General features: G+C 40.2%; 10 protein-coding genes. 6 read left to right on the forward strand and 4 right to left on the reverse strand.

The annotated features are described in order from the left end of the window. Positions 1 to 165: 165 nt before the first annotated feature. From pnp to ACFO3G_RS06155, 3 genes are all read right to left on the reverse strand, one after another. On the reverse strand, positions 166 to 2406 hold the full coding sequence (gene pnp, locus ACFO3G_RS06145; RefSeq protein ID WP_380078993.1) for a polyribonucleotide nucleotidyltransferase: 2241 nt from the start codon (positions 2404 to 2406) through the stop codon (positions 166 to 168). A gap of 730 nt (positions 2407 to 3136) precedes the next feature. Next, positions 3137 to 3637, reverse strand: coding sequence for a thiol peroxidase (tpx, locus tag ACFO3G_RS06150; RefSeq protein ID WP_380078995.1), 501 nt, complete (start codon positions 3635 to 3637; stop codon positions 3137 to 3139). 79 nt (positions 3638 to 3716) lie between these two features. Then, entirely contained in the window at positions 3717 to 4616 is a 900-nt protein-coding gene (locus ACFO3G_RS06155) for a hypothetical protein (RefSeq protein ID WP_380078997.1), read from the reverse strand. 254 nt (positions 4617 to 4870) lie between these two features. On the opposite strand from ACFO3G_RS06155, the gene ACFO3G_RS06160 reads away from it, so the two are divergent. The 4 genes from ACFO3G_RS06160 to ACFO3G_RS06175 all read left to right on the forward strand — a co-directional run bounded on the left by ACFO3G_RS06160 (position 4871) and on the right by ACFO3G_RS06175 (position 9777). Continuing rightward, positions 4871 to 5140 carry a hypothetical protein gene (locus tag ACFO3G_RS06160; RefSeq protein ID WP_380078999.1) on the forward strand — a complete coding sequence of 90 codons (270 nt, stop codon included), beginning with the start codon at positions 4871 to 4873 and terminating at the stop codon, positions 5138 to 5140. A 629-nt stretch (positions 5141 to 5769) separates the two neighbouring features. Beyond that, positions 5770 to 7872, forward strand: a complete 2103-nt coding sequence (locus tag ACFO3G_RS06165) for a TonB-dependent receptor (protein ID WP_380079001.1) — start codon at positions 5770 to 5772, stop codon at positions 7870 to 7872. Continuing rightward, positions 7869 to 8303 carry a DUF2141 domain-containing protein gene (locus tag ACFO3G_RS06170; RefSeq protein WP_380079003.1) on the forward strand — a complete coding sequence of 145 codons (435 nt, stop codon included), beginning with the start codon at positions 7869 to 7871 and terminating at the stop codon, positions 8301 to 8303. Before ACFO3G_RS06165 ends, ACFO3G_RS06170 begins: the two co-directional genes overlap by 4 nt. Positions 8304 to 8697: 394 nt before the next feature. Further along, positions 8698 to 9777, forward strand: coding sequence for an acyltransferase family protein (locus ACFO3G_RS06175; RefSeq protein ID WP_380079005.1), 1080 nt, complete (start codon positions 8698 to 8700; stop codon positions 9775 to 9777). 413 nt (positions 9778 to 10190) lie between these two features. On the opposite strand, the gene ACFO3G_RS06180 is transcribed toward ACFO3G_RS06175, so the two are convergent. After that, a complete protein-coding gene (locus tag ACFO3G_RS06180) occupies positions 10191 to 12773 on the reverse strand; it encodes a TonB-dependent receptor (RefSeq protein ID WP_380079007.1) in 2583 nt (860 codons plus the stop codon). Between the two features lie 653 nt (positions 12774 to 13426). On the opposite strand from ACFO3G_RS06180, the gene tig reads away from it, so the two are divergent. Then, positions 13427 to 14824 carry a trigger factor gene (gene tig / locus ACFO3G_RS06185; RefSeq protein ID WP_380079009.1) on the forward strand — a complete coding sequence of 466 codons (1398 nt, stop codon included), beginning with the start codon at positions 13427 to 13429 and terminating at the stop codon, positions 14822 to 14824. A gap of 108 nt (positions 14825 to 14932) precedes the next feature. Further along, a complete protein-coding gene (locus ACFO3G_RS06190; RefSeq protein WP_380079011.1) occupies positions 14933 to 15559 on the forward strand; it encodes a 50S ribosomal protein L25/general stress protein Ctc in 627 nt (208 codons plus the stop codon). The last annotated feature ends 171 nt before the right edge of the window (positions 15560 to 15730 follow it).

The following is a 15730-nucleotide window of genomic DNA, read 5'->3' on the forward strand; positions in this document are numbered from 1 at the left end:
ATCCTTCCTCCAACATATGCATGTAACGGAGACGATCATAATAACTATGCTTTCGTCTTTTCTTTTTGTTTGATTCCATAAATAAACCCCAAAAGTTTTGAGTCTAACTTTTGGGGTTCATATCATTGTTTGACACACCCCATTATTATTTATTGACGAGGTAATTTATCTTCTATTATTGTTATCTCTTCTTTCTCTTGGAGCATTATCTCTGTCGCCTCTTTCTCTTCTTGGTCTTTCTCTTCTGACCGGCTCTACATATCCTTCGGGCTTAGGTAGCAAAACTTTGTGAGAAAGCTTAAATTTTCCGGTCTTAGGATCTATATCAAGAAGTTTGACATTGATCTGATCTCCTTCGTTGAGACCTGTCTCCTCGATGGTCTCAAAACGTTTCCAATCAATTTCTGATATGTGAAGAAGACCTTCTTTGCCCGGCAAGAATTCAACGAAGCAACCATAAGGCATTACAGACATAATCTTACCGCTGTACACTTCGCCAACTTCCGGTATTGCTACAATACCTTTGATCATAGCGAGTGCAACATCAATAGCCTCTTTGTTGTTTGCTGAGATTTCGATAAGACCTTCTGTGGTATTGCCGGCTTCTACTTCTTGGATATTAACTTTAGCTCCGCTCTTTTCTTGAATACCCTGGATAATCTTGCCACCCGGGCCAATCACAGCACCAATAAATTCTTTGGCGATGCGCATAGTCTCAATTCTTGGAGCTTGAGGTTTAAGATCCGGTCTAACTTCAGGCATAGCTTCCAAGATTTTTCCCAAGATATGCATACGGCCTTCCTTGGCTTGTGCAAGGGCGTTCTCAAGGATTTCATAGCTCAATCCATCAACCTTGATATCCATCTGAGTTGCAGTGATACCATCTTTTGTACCTGTTACCTTAAAGTCCATGTCACCCAAGTGATCTTCGTCACCCAGAATGTCTGATAAGATGGCATAATTTTGACCCTTGTTTTCGGATATAAGTCCCATTGCAATACCGGAAACAGGCTTTTTGATTTGTACACCTGCGTCCATTAGAGCCAATGTACCGGCACATACGGTCGCCATGGAGCTTGATCCATTTGATTCGAGAATATCACTCATTACCCTTACAACGTATGGATAGTTTTCCGGGATCATTCTTTTGAGAGCTCTGTGTGCTAAGTTGCCATGACCGATTTCACGGCGTCCTACACCTCTTTGTGGACGAGCTTCACCTGTTGAGAATGGAGGGAAATTGTAGTGAAGGAGGAATCTTTCGTAATCTCTGTATAGTACATCATCTACCAACTTTTCGTCCTCTTTGGTTCCTAAAGTAACTGTAGAGAGAGATTGTGTTTCTCCTCGAGTGAAGATAGCCGAACCGTGAGGTGCGGGAAGACAATTTGTCTCAATCCAGATAGGTCTAATCTCTGTAGTCTTACGACCGTCAAGACGTTTACCTTCATCTAAGATAGCACGACGCATGGCCTCTTTCTCAACATCGTGATAATAGCGACCAATCATCTCCTCTTTTTCTGCCTCTTCTTCAGCTGTCAGTTCTTTGCCTTCGAGGTAGTTGGTTTTGAACTCTTCCAAAATGTTTTCAAAGGCTTCTGTTCTTTCAATCTTGCCTGTTCCGGAAGTTGCGATTTCATAAGCTTTTGAATAGCACTGATCATGAACGAGTTGTTTGAGTTCGTCGTCGTTTACTTCGTGGCAGTATTCTCTCTTGACTGTTTTACCAACAGCCTCTTCCAACTCTTTTTGAGCTTGACACTGCTGTTTGATAGTCTCGTGCGCAAATTTGATGGCTTCAAGCATTTCGCTTTCTTGCACTTCATCCATCTCACCCTCAACCATCATGATGTTTTCGTATGTAGCACCAACCATCATGTCAATATCGGCACGTTCGAGGTCTTTGCGACCCGGGTTGATAACAAATTCGCCATCAATCCTTGCTACACGAACTTCAGAGATAGGACCTTCGAATGGTATATCACTTACTGCCAATGCGCTGGATGCAGCCAATCCCGCCAATGCGTCGGGCAAATCGTCTGCGCCTGCAGAGAACAAGATTACATTAACAAAAACTTCTGCGTGGTAGTTGGAAGGGAAAAGTGGTCTCAAAGCGCGGTCTACCAACCGACATGTCAAAATTTCGTAATCGCTTGCTTTTCCTTCTCTCTTTGTAAATCCCCCGGGGAATCTTCCTAATGCCGAATACTTCTCTTTATATTCAACTTGCAATGGCATAAAGTCACAGCCCGGATTTGCATCTTTGGCTGCACATACAGTAGCTAGAAGCACGGTGTCTCCCATACGTACCGTAACGGCTCCATCAGCTTGCTTTGCTAATTTGCCTGTTTCGATTGTGATAGTACGTCCGTCAGGTAGTGCTATCGTCTTACTTACAACGTTCATGAGTTTATATATTATTCTATTATATCACACTAATGTTCAACACAAAGGTACAAACTTAGGATTGATTTTATTATTATTTGGAGTTTATAACTCTTTAATTATACAAAGATCCTCAAAGTAATATTCTTGTAAAGCGTTGGTTTATAATCTTTTGACAAATATCGCTTTGTTCTTTGTATGTATGAAATAATAATAGAAACGGCTCCCCATTCTTATTATCACAGGGAGTTCTTAACAATCAACATATTTGTGACAGGATGTTCGATATTATGTTGAACATTCATCATCTACTAATAATCATCGTCTGCTGAAATATCTCTGTATAAAGCATCTCTGCTTTCGAAATCACCATATCTCCTAAACAGAAATGAAATCGAAAGAATCAATCTATTATGATGAAACGCCTCTGTTTATTTCATCTTAACGCTTATATCTTCATTGTCCAATGAGCTTTCTCGCTCGAAAACTTTTACTCTTGTCTTCAATGAAGTGCGCTCGGCTGTTTTCATTATCTTTTTCTTCTGCCTTGCGTGCCTTCAAAGTTATAATTTTTTTCACAATTATCCTTAAACACAATTCTGTCGTAAGAAAGACTCTTAGGTTGGGCCCTAAATAAGTATCAATTGATTCAAAGGTTCCTCTTGTCCACATTAAGTTACTAATGAAAAGGAAAAGAGGCTGAATCAAGTTTGATCCAGCCTCTCCAAGTTTGGTCTTTCTAAAAGTTTTCTTACTTCAATGCCGCCAAAGCTGCTTCGTAGTTTGGTTCTTGAGTAATTTCCGGTACCAGTTCGGTATAAAGAATCTTGCGATTTTCGTCCAAAATGATGACAGCTCTTGCCAGAAGACCGGTCATAGGACCTTCTACGATGCCAAGTCCATAATATTGTTCCATGCAGTTGGTGTTGAATTCAGACAGCATGATTACATTTTCGATACCTTCTGCTCCGCAAAATCTTGCTTGTGCGAAAGGCAGGTCTTTTGAGATGCACAATACGACTGTGTTGTCAAGAGCTGCAGCCTCTTTGTTAAATCTTCTAACACTGGCAGCACATACACCGGTATCTACACTCGGGAAGATATTCATAACGACCCTTTTCCCTTGAAGTTGGCTAAGAGCCATGGGTGAAAGGTCTGTTTTTACTCCGCAAATATCTGTTGCTGTAGTACCAACTTGAGGCATCTCGCCTGATAGTCTAATATTATTTCCTTGTAAAGTTACTTTTGCCATAATGATAAAATTGTTTTTAGTGTTCTCTTATATGTATAACAATGGATTGCGTTGAATTGTTTAATGCTTTCCGTAGTTTTTATATGGAGAAAGTAGTTTGGCCTATTTGATTGCCATCAGCGAAGATGTAAACTCTATATTGTCCTGTTGGCAAAGCTTCGTTGATGCTTCTATAGATTGTAATTGGCATATCTTCTCCGGTGTATTCGATTGCTTTTTGAGCTGATGCTTCGACCTTGCTACCTTCGAGATCAAACATACCACCGCCGCCGAGGGCTTCTCCTGTCGGAAGCATAATTCGTATGTATATTACTTTATTTCCAACAGATGCAGTGACATTCTTCGCTATAGTAAAACTTACGGCCAGGTTGGTGATCTTAGAGACTTTCTTAGTGGCTTTCCCTTTCTTATTTAGCTTCGATACACTAATACCTACAGCATTAAGTTTGGCTGCAAGTGAAACCTTGTTGGTGAGTTGTGTAGTTTCTGACTTGAGACGACCGGCCTCTGCTTCTACTCGTCTGTAATCAGCCTTCACTTTGTCGTTTTCTGTTCTGAGCCTTTGATTGGTTGCATATAACGAGTCTATCTGTGTAACGTAAGATTTCAAAATAGTCCGAAGTGTTTTTACTTCTGCCTGCAGCTTAGAAATAGTTTTCAGGTCATTGCTCCTTACGGAATTAAGCTCTTGAGTAAGTTTTTCCACTTTTGACTTCTCGCTCAAAAGCTGTTGCATTATTGAGTCATTGGACAATTTCAACTGCCCTTCGGTCATCGTGCCATTAAGTTTGTTGTACTGTACATTGTACTCATCGTTGAGTTCGTACAGTTCATCGAGCATCTGCTCTTTCTCCATTTTGGCATAGTTTTCTCTCTCCTGATTGATGGCTTTATTCTTTTGCCAAAAGATAATACCAAGAGCTACGGCAATGACTGCTACTGCTACCGAAATGATAATAATAATTTTATTCTTGTTCATCTTAGTTTCTTAAATTGAATTTTTACGCAAATTCCTTCGCAAAAGCGAAGACATATTGTTTCACAAAGATAATGTTGCTGCTAAAAAGAAACAAAAGAACTACAACGAGGCCAATGATTTGATTTTGTAGAGGTATTTGACTTCTTCGCTGACATATTTTTCCATGTGGATGTTCTTTGCTCTGACAGAATAGTTGGTTCGTTGTAAAAGTGACGGCATTTTTGTACCTTAGTTGGAGAATAGAATATAAAACCATGGAGATAATCTTATTCATTATGACACTTCTGATTGTTGCACGGCTTGGAGGATCACTCTTCCGAGGCGGTAGGATATATCTCTTTGGACTGAGCCAAATTGACTCAGAGACAAGTATCAAAAATAGACTCTCCAACAGACCCTTTTCGCTGGCTGTGAAGCTCGCAACAAAAGGCCTCCGTTTGTTAAATATTGTTGCCCTACATAATACTCTAAAAGGGGTTCAAACAGCCCTTATTTATACCGACATTCATACATTTTGGGGTTAGGGGAATCTGACCCTATACTCAATTTGCCCGTTTTATTAGTACGAAACGGGCTTTTTTATGCGCTATTTTAACAAAATAGCTCGCGCGAGAAGCAATCTGTTCTCGCGCGACTTTCGATCCGTTGTCGCGCGACCTTGACATGCGAAGTCGCGCTACTTCAAGTGCAACCTCGCGCGAGTTTAGGTTCAAAGTAGCGCGAGAACGGATTGCAAGTCGCGCGACCTTCCAAAAAAGGCAGGCTAAAAGCGATTTAAAAGTCATCTATTCATAAATCACGAAAGGCTTTTAATCTAATTTAACATATGCTCAGGCAGGTTTATCCATCTTCTTCTCATTTTTGCCTCAGAAAGGCCCATTTTCAGATCAAAAATAGGCTGTTTTTATGCACAAAAACAGCTCGTACTTATTTACATTATTTATCTAATACAGTTCGTTTTTACCTGTTTATGCTCTTGTTTGGTTTATAAAATAAACTGATTTATATTTGTGATTAATTTAATCCAATAATTGATTTTGATGTATCAAAAACAGGTCTGCAGTCATGTCATTTTAGTGAAGACAATGAGATAAGTTTTTGAGATTAAATAATACAAACGCCTATGTGTTGCAGATATATTGTATTTGTACTTATGATCCAATTATTTCCATTGTGCCTTTTTGCTCAGGATATGATTACGGGTCGGGTTCTTAATGAGGATGGTCAGGGGCTTGAACAGGTGACTATTGCTTTTGATCATGGAGAAGCTGTTCTTTCTGAATCAAATGGAATATTTAGAATATTGTTAGGTCCTAATCAGCCTTTTGTGAATGTTACGTTTAGTTGTATTGGGTATGAGCAAAAAAAGGTCAAGCTGTACAAAGGGGAGAGAGATGTGCAGATATTTCTAAAGGATCAGGTGAATGAGTTGGAGACTCTTATGGTGCGTCCCTCTAAGTATGGTAGGGTTCGTGATTATGCTGCACAAACAGTGACGCTAAATTCGTTTGAGATTGTGACTAATCCTTCTGCTATGGGTGATGTTTTGTCCGGGTTAAAGATTACGCCCGGTGTGCAGCAAAATGAAAATGATGGGAGACTCATTATTCATGGTGGTTCGCCCGAAGAGTCTAATCTCTATCTTGATGGCTTACTTCTTTTCAATCCTTATACTTTGCAACCAAAGAATAGTGAGGTGCGTAGCCGCTTCTCGCCGGATCTTTTTAGGGGTGTTGTGCTCTACTCGGGTGGTTATTCTGCACAATATGGCAATGCGATGAGCGGGGTGCTCCAGCTCAATTCTCTTTCGCCACAAGAGATGAAGCCGAAAATGGATATCAACCTTTCTTCTATTGGTCCTGAAGTGTCGGTCATTACCAAGCATCGTGCCCATTCATCACGCACTTCGGTTGGTTACCAAAATATGGCTCTCTATACGGAGGTGATTGGTGGTAAAAGTTCTCGATTTCATCATTATGATCAGGTCCAAGTAGATCATTTCTCTCAGCTGATATTACCACATAGGGGGCTTCTTAAATCTTATCTTAATGGAAGTTTGTCGAGTGTCAAGTTTGATCAAAAGAGGATCAATGCTATGCTTAATGGAAGTCGATTGAAGGAGCAATATCTTTATGGCTATACCGTGTTTACACAACCTCTAAATCCGAAGTGGTCGCTTTATCTTGGTTGCAGCTTTGGGATCGATCACATACGGGGAAATTCATTGCAAGAGACGATGGACAAAGTCAGTTCTAAGCGATTTGATTGTCAAGGCAAAATTGAATTGAAATATTACAATGAGTCTTTTACCAATCGCATGGGGTTGGAGAATGTGCATACTGATCTTGAGAGTCGTTACACATTAAGTAGATCGTATCAGGCTCTGTGGCAAAATGAGTTGCCTGCCTTTTATGACGAGGTAGGCTGGAGTCATGGTCCCCTTAATCTGAATGTCGGCTTGCGTGCCGAATATTCTTCGCTTTTGAATAGCTACAACTTGGCTCCTCGTCTATATGTAGGTTACCAATTAGATGTCCATAACACACTTTCTTTGACTGGTGGTATTTATCATCAGATGCCGGATGATTATGTCCTTCGATATACCTGCCGTTTGCCTTTTAGAAAAGCTCAAGTAGCAACGGTCTCCTATAATTTTTCCAAAGGATTGAGCAAGCTTCAAGGTGATCTTTTTTATAAACGCTATACCCATTTAAGTACTTACAATCTCGCAGATGGTCAGCCGGTAGCTTTTGGTGATTTAGGATATGGTACTGCCAAAGGTGTTTCGCTCTTTTGGAGAAATCAGTGGGGTGATTTGGATTACTGGCTTACATACTCTTATACTGATACACAGATATTGTCAAACAATGCTTCGTTTTTGCATGCCCCATCGTACAATTCAAAACATGTTTTCAATATGACTGCCAAATATTGGTTCGCTTCACTTCATTCCTTGTGGGGAATGAGCTTTTTTATAGACTCCGGAGCTACCTACTATGACCAGTTTTACAATCCTTCGTCAAGCAAAACTACTGCCGCTCGGACAAGGTTTGATCTCTCGTGGTCTTATCTGCCAAAAGATAATATCATCATTCATCTTGGCTGTCGAAATATCTTAGGCTGTAAAAATATCTATGGCTATGAGTATTCCGAGGCAAGTGTCAGACCGATTGTCCCATCAGATACCCCCTTTATTTTCATAGGCCTGTTTATCACATTAGGTAATACACATAACAATCAATTAAATTCATTATGACAAAAAAGATTCTAATCATTCTGCTTATGCTTATCTCAGTAAGTAGCAGCTTTGCCCAAAAGAAATTGACCATTGTAGTAGATGGCATGAAAAGTGCTAATAGTACCCTCTTGATAGGTCTGTACAACTCTGATAGTACCTTCTTAAAAACTCCTGTGTGGAGCGATGCAGTGAAGGTTGCAGGAGAAAGTCAAGAGATCACCACGGTACTTCCCGAGGGGACTTATGCAATCTCCCTTTTTGAAGATGTCAACGGCAATTACAAACTCGATACCGGAGCCATGGGTATACCTGTCGAGAAGTTTGGCTTCAGCAATAATGTTCGAGGACAGATGGGAGTTCCCACTTTTGAACAATGTAAGTTTATCCTAAAAGATGATCAGGTGGTGCGCATCCATTTGATGGAAATCAAGATCCCCGGTCAGAACTAAGTTTAGCCTTTATTAAACCCCAAAAAGCTCTTTCTATCGCCATATCTGACATAAAATAGCACAACAAAATAGGGAGTGATATTTCTTTACAGAAGTCAGTCTCTATTTTGTGATTTATGACTAGCAATAATTCGAAATAATTTCTTCAATTTATTCGTGTAGAATCCATTTTGTTTATTATTTCAAAGATAAAGATCTAGGGGTACACCCTTTTTCGGGACAGTATCATTTCAGTCATAGCTTAAGCGATTAGTAAAACAATTGCTATTTCACATTATTCTTTACGCATTGTTGGTATTCGAATAAATTCTTACATTCGTTTTGTACATTTGCGCGTGAGTAGAATAACTATTCTATTCGGCAATCAATATTGAAAATTTAATTACTTTTCGCTATGCCTGTTGAATATAACAGAAATGTTGACCTTATTAAGGGCTTCGCAATGTTCTTAGTGGTCGTAGGTCATTCGTTTTTCTTTTCTTTTGGTGAGTACACATCAGCCTTGACCTTTAAGTTTCTAGATTCTTTTCAAATGCCTTTATTTGTTGCCATATCCGGCTTTTTGACCGGCTTAAAGCCTTTGCGCTTCTCCCTTGTTAAAGGCATCCATTACATTTCATCAAAAGCTCAGCGTCTTTTGCTACCGTTGATTTTGCTTCCTATCCTGTATGCGATTGTACTTAATCCAGACATGACCGATGCCTACTATTTCTATGTAAATTGCTTATTGACATCTATCATGCATGGCGGATATTGGTTCACCCTCGTATTGTTCGAAATCTTCGTATTCTATCTCATATTTTCAGCTATACAGTCCCTTGTCAATAGGAAGAACAACATCATTCTCGATCTCATTTCGTTCACAATCGTTTATGGCTTAGAATATCTTTGTACCATGCAGCTCCAAGAGTTGGGTGACATCTATTTTACAACCCTTTCACTTGGCAAGCTCAAGTCCCTTTTCCCGTTCTTCTTTATCGGATTTTTCGTTGCAAGATACTCATTCCTGAAGAAGCTACTCTATAATGACATCTTCTTCGCAGTGATAGCTCTCGTATACGTATTCACTTATGCGGTGGTGCTTAAGGGCGCTTTTGATCCTGGACGGTTTGTTATTGCGATCCTCGCCATGATCACAGTTTGCAACATTATTGTCAGGATGGCTGCTAATAAGGATGGAAAGGTCTTGAGGGCGTTGCAGCTAATCGGCAAGCAGTCTCTTCCGATCTACCTTATCCATTATTTCTTCCTTCCGGCATTGCCGATGATTGGAGCGTTCCTTACTACAATTCCGGATCCGTCAAGGCTTTTCCTTACAGAAACGATTCTTGCGGCTATCAATGCTTCAATCGTAATTACGGTAACGCTCTTTACAATCAAGATTATTCGTACTGACAAATACCTGGCTTTCCTTTGCTTCGGCGACAGACTAAAGAAAAAGGCTTTTGCTCAGCGCGTAGAAGAGGAAGCCTGATTAAGTAGTTTCAGGCTATGCCTCTAAGGAGCGCTTTAGTTATATTTCGCACTTTTGCTTCATTATCTTAAAAGGGTGGCGAAATATCTGTAGCACCTGTCTAATCTCACAGCGTCTGAATATATTCCCAAAACAGACTTTTACAAGTGGATAAATGAGCCCTTTCACCTCCTCCCGAGAAGGCAAATCAGCATAGGGGAATTCCCGCCTAAAATGCTCTTATAGCAAGAGACTGTTGCTTCCTTATTTTCTTGTATACATCCTGTTTTGAAGAATATCGTTTAGGATATTCTTGAAGTTTAGCCTTTACTAAACCACAAAAGCTCTTTTTATCGATATATTGAGATAAAATAGCCCCCGAAAGTGCAAAAACTTTCGGGGGCTATGTCCGCTAAGTTGTTATGAAAATCGATTTAGAAACTTATCTTGGCTCCAAAATATGCTGTTCTTGGCATATTTGGTCCATATATAAATCCTGAATCTCTATTGACTCCTCTATCAAAGTCTTTTTGATATGAGTTGAATATGTTGTACATACCCGTAAATAGCTGTAGATCTACAGTCTCGCATACCTTGAAGTCATAAGAAATCTTAGTTCCGATGTCAAAGAATGTAGGGCTTTTGAGTAGTTCGTCAACTCGAATATCAGTCTCTCCGGTTTGATCTTCTGGTACATCAAACGGTTTATGTCCCATATCACTGACTGCAGCTCCTGCACCATAAGAGATTGCATGAGGTACGTACATATGTCCGGTATAGGTTCCCGTGAATGATACCTTAAGTGGTTTGTAAGGATTTAGGCTAAGGGTAAAGTAGCCGTATGCACTTGGTGTACGGGTCATTTTGTTGCTAACTTGTGAAATGTTATATACCGATTTGGTTACATCTTTGCCCGTCTCTTCGTCGAACACCTCTTGTGGGGTCATAACAGGTTGTCCATCTTTGAATGAGGCATGAAGACCCCATTCTTCTGCATTGTCATAGACGCTCTTTGCAATGGTAAATCCTGCTTGAAGTTGAGCCCATCCGTATACGATGCGTCCTTCCAAGTTGATACCGTAAACTTTGGCTCCACTACCATTGATGCGGGTATATCGTTTAATGCCATCACCCAAAGAGACCTGCTCTTCATTGGTGAAGACGTCTTTTAGTCTGTTGTAAAAACCTTCAGCCAATAAATTGACTTGCGATCCTTCCCAAAGCTGAAAGTATGTATCTAATGACAAGTTAAATGCATGGCTGATCTCCGGTTTTAGATTCGGATCATTGTATACTTTTTGAGCCTCTCCTCCAACGACACCCACGTGAAGGTCTTCATCAAATACCTGTGGTGCACGGAACCCCTTGGCATAGCTGGCGCGGATATTGATGGCCCTCATTGGAGCGTAACGAACAGTTATTCTTGGACTGAAAATTGGATTGTTGAGGGCTGAATGTTCGTCGAGACGACCTCCAAGAAGGAAGCTGAGGTGTTCGTTTTTCCATTCGATCTGAGCCAATTGACTCCAGTTGTTGATTCTTTGATCCAGCTCCGGGAACATTGAATATAGATTGCCTTGTTTGTCCTTTGCTGCTTCCCAAGAGCGAATAGGCATCTTGTCTGTCAAAACGTCGCGAGTATATTCTGCACCCACAAGGATTTGAGCAGGCATAAAGAGTAGCTTGTCAAAGTCGTATGTATATTGAAATCCGGTGTTGTAAGTTTTGCCTTTTGTTACACCATAATTATCTCCATACATATCTTTTGGTACCGGATTGCCCAATGTTCCCCAGCCGTCTGTCCATTCACCAATAGAGCCATAATAACTTCTTCTGTCAATGAGTTGAGCTGAAGTGTAAGCCTGCAAATGATGTTTGTAGTCGCTTGAGAAAAGGTCAAATTTTAGATTACCACTATATACTGAGTGATTAGTCCTTTCGGCCACTGCGGCTACATGCTCGGGCCAGTCGAGATGATCACCTCCTCTTCTGTATTCATTTATGTGGTGTATCTCTCCCGATAGTTTTGTATAATCAGAGGTTTTAAGGTACATATGTGCACCAAGTGAACCGGCGTCGATTTTACCTATTTCAGAGAATCCATCACCATTCTGATCCCATGGATGACGCTTCCTGGCTTGACCGAAGACCATGGCACCGGCCTTTGCATTGTCACTTACCATGGACGCGTTGAATCCGATGTTGTTGTCCGGATTTTTCATCCCCGTAAAGGCAAGAGACTCTGTGAAAGAAAAACTATTGTTGGTGGGCTCCTTTGTGATGATGTTGATTACTCCGGCAATGGCTGAAGAGCCAAAAAGAGCAGAACCACCGCCTCTGACGACTTCTACGCGATCGATCATGTTGGCGGGGATTTGTTCGAGTCCATAGACGCCACTAAGAGCACTCATGATAGGGCGACTGTCTATGAGCAACTGTGTATACCGACCTTCCAATCCATTGATACGAACTTGGTTGAAGCCACAGTTCTGACAATTGTTTTCTACGCGAACACCCGGTTGGAAAACCAATCCTTGTGCTAAGTTGACTGCGTTGGCTTTTTCGAAAACTTCGTCGCCCAATACGGTTACAAGAGTCGGTGCAAGTCGGCGAAGAGTAGTTTGTCTATTGGAACTTACTACAACTTCATCCAAATTGATTTGGTCCTCTTCTGCTTCAAAATTGACCTCTGCAATTTTGTTGGGGACGACTGTTACATCCTTTTCTTGACTTTTAAAGCCCATGCCTCGCATTACAAGGGTAATCTTGCCAGGCTTTAGATTCTTTAGAAAGTAGTGTCCGGTACGGTCTGTCATAGTACCAAAAGTGGTACCTTTTATAGCAATAGTGATACCCGGAAGGTGTTCTCCCGTTTTTTTGTTGACTACGTGTCCAACGATATTCGCATCGTTTGGAATTTTAGCTTGTTCACATACAGTGCTTGGCTGTGTTATATTTGCCCTTAAGATTGGACTCAGCAACATAGCGCAGCAAAGAAGCATGATTAGGCGTTTCATAATTAATACTTTGTCTTGAGTTAAAATGTTTGATGAATGGTTTTTGAAATATATACACTGTAGTAAAAACAATGATTGTTTTCATCTTCAATCTCTGTTGCAAATCTAACTAATACTTTCCCTTTATTACCAATACACCCCTTATAATACCTACTTATAGGTACGAATAATAGGGGTTTCCGACGTATTTTGAGTGTTTAGGTATCTATTTGGCAGAATGATAATCTATACAATGTCATTATTTAAGTGTTAACATTAAAAGGAATTTGTTGCGTGTCTGTGTTTTTCGAAGAGTGAAAGTACAAAGTTGGACGTCTTAAAGGCTTGTCAAGTGAGGATAGATGTTTTGCCTATGGGAACATCAAATCTGTTGCCTCTTGGAACTTTTTGTTTTTGCAAAGAAAACCAAACACTTATAAATCTGATTGTTGATGCCATTTTGAATGCTTTTTGATTACCTTTGCAGAGCAAATATTATAAGGAGTTTTTTCTACACTCTATGATTATGTGTACATTTGCCGAACTTTTGAGAGGAAAGTTATGCTCGAAATTGAGCTGTTTAGACTCTTTTAAGGTCCGAATTTTGACGGATGTAACTTGTGATAAAGCCATCCGGTGAATTATGGAATAAATAATAGCATATATAATAAGGTATGAATGTAAATATCAAGTACACAGACGAAACGCATGCTGTGTTGACTGTTGAAGTCGAAAAAGCTGACTATCAAGAAAATCTTGAAAAGAATTTGCGTCATTATAGACAAAGAGTCTCTATGCCGGGTTTCCGTGCCGGGAAGGTGCCAATGAGCATTATCCAACGCAAATATGGTGTGGCTTTTAAGGTTGAGGAAATCAATCAGTTGGTTGGTAAGTCAATCTATGATTATATCCGTGAGGAAAAGATTGCAGCATTGGGTGAGCCCATGCAGGTGGCAAGCCAGGAAGAGCTTGATTTTGAAAAGGAAGATAATTTCACTTTCAACTTTGACTTGGCTATCGCTCCAAAGATTGAGGTTAAATTGACAAAGAAGAATAAGGTCGACTATTACAATATTACTGTTACAGAAGAGGATATTGATTCAGAAGTGGCTCGTATCAGAGATCAGTTCGGAAAGCATGTCGATGTAGACGAATACAAAGACAAAGACCTTGTTTATGGCCATTTGATCCAGTTGGAAAATGGAGAAGCTAAAGATGGTGGTATCGACAAGGAAAATGCTATGATCATGCCGTCAATCTACAAAGATGAGGACGAAAAGAAGAAGTTTGAAGGTGCTAAGAAGAATAGTGCTATAAGATTCTTCCCTCACAAGGCTACAGATGGTAATGCGTACGAATTGTCAAACCTATTGGGTGTAGACAAAAAAGAACTTGACCTCTACAAAGAAGCAGAGTTCGAATTCCAAATCGATTCTATCAAGAGATTTGAACAAGCTGAGCTGAATGATGAATTCTTCTCAATGAATTTCGACGGAAATGCTGATGTCAAAGATGAAGCTTCTCTTCGTGCTTGGATTAAGACTTCTTTGGAATCTCAACTTGAAAAAGAGAGCCTTTACAGATTCTCACAAGATTTGAAGAAGTATCTAATCGAAAAGGCAGGTAAGCCTGAGTATCCTGTAGATCTTCTTGCTAAGTGGCTCAAGAGCAAAAAAGAGGAGGAAGAAATGAAGAAGAAAGAAGAAGATCGTCAGCCGGTAGAAGATCCGGATATTGAGGCGATGCTTCCCGATCTTACCTACTCAATACTAAGGGATAAGATGTTGGCTGATTACGAAATCAAGCCCGAAGAAGATGAAATCAAAGAGACAATCGTCAGAATTACTCGTGCAAGAATGGCTCAGTACGGTATGCAAAATATTCCTGACGAAATGATGGATCAATTCGTACAAAAGACTCTTGCCAACCGAGAAGAAGTAGAGCGCTATGCAACATTGGTTGCTGATGAAAAACTTGCTGCAAAGGTTAAGGAAGTAGTCACACTAAACGAAAAGACATTGACTCAGAAAGAATATTCTGAGATGCTTCAGAAAGAAAACGAACAGGCATAAGCTTGTTTTTATCAATAAATCAAAGTTTTGATGCAAGTCTGACATCGCATCGTGTGATGGGAGATTAGGTCAAACTAATTTTGAGTAACACATTTAATTAAAACAGACATGAAAGTATTTAAGCTGGAAGGTACACTTCGTACCGATCTTGGTAAGAAAGCCGCTAAGGCAATGCGTAAGGAAGACAAAATTCCTGCAGTCCTCTATGGTGGGGAAGATGTAAAGCACATTGTGCTTACACAAAGTGGTGTGCGTAAACTAATCTACACACCGGACATCTTCCAAATCGAACTAAATGTAGATGGTAAAACAGTAAATTGTGTAATCAAGGAAATTCAATTTCACCCGGTTACTGACCGTATCATCCATATTGACTTGCTCGAAGTATTCGACAACAAACCAATCATTATGAATGTACCGGTAGAGCTTGTAGGTCACGCTGCGGGTGTTAAGGCCGGTGGTAAACTTATCCTTCAGATGAGAAGACTTGCGGTAAAGGCTGTCTACACAGAAATCCCCGAAAAGTTGACAATCGACGTTACAAAACTTGCACTAGGTAAGACAATGCAAGTGGCAGATCTAAGCTTCGAAGGACTCGAAATTATGAATGCTAAAAACGCTGTCGTTTGTGCTGTTAAGCTTACTCGTGCCGCTCAGGGTGCTGCTGCAGGTGCTGAGGAAGAAGGCGAAGAAGCTGAAGAAGGCGAAGAAGCAGAAGAAAAAGCTGCTGAATAATCAAACGCAGATAGTGGCTTAGAAATAAGACCCACATAACGAAAACAAAAAGGGGCTGTGTCAAAATTCCATTTGGCGCAGCCCTTTCTGTTTTTTGAAAAAAGTTTCAACTTTCTCTATATTAAGTCTTTTCCATGTTATTAATAATAGTTATCTTTATGGTATACAAAT

Source organism: Falsiporphyromonas endometrii (assembly GCF_042654485.1).
GTDB lineage: Bacteria > Bacteroidota > Bacteroidia > Bacteroidales > Porphyromonadaceae > Porphyromonas > Porphyromonas endometrii.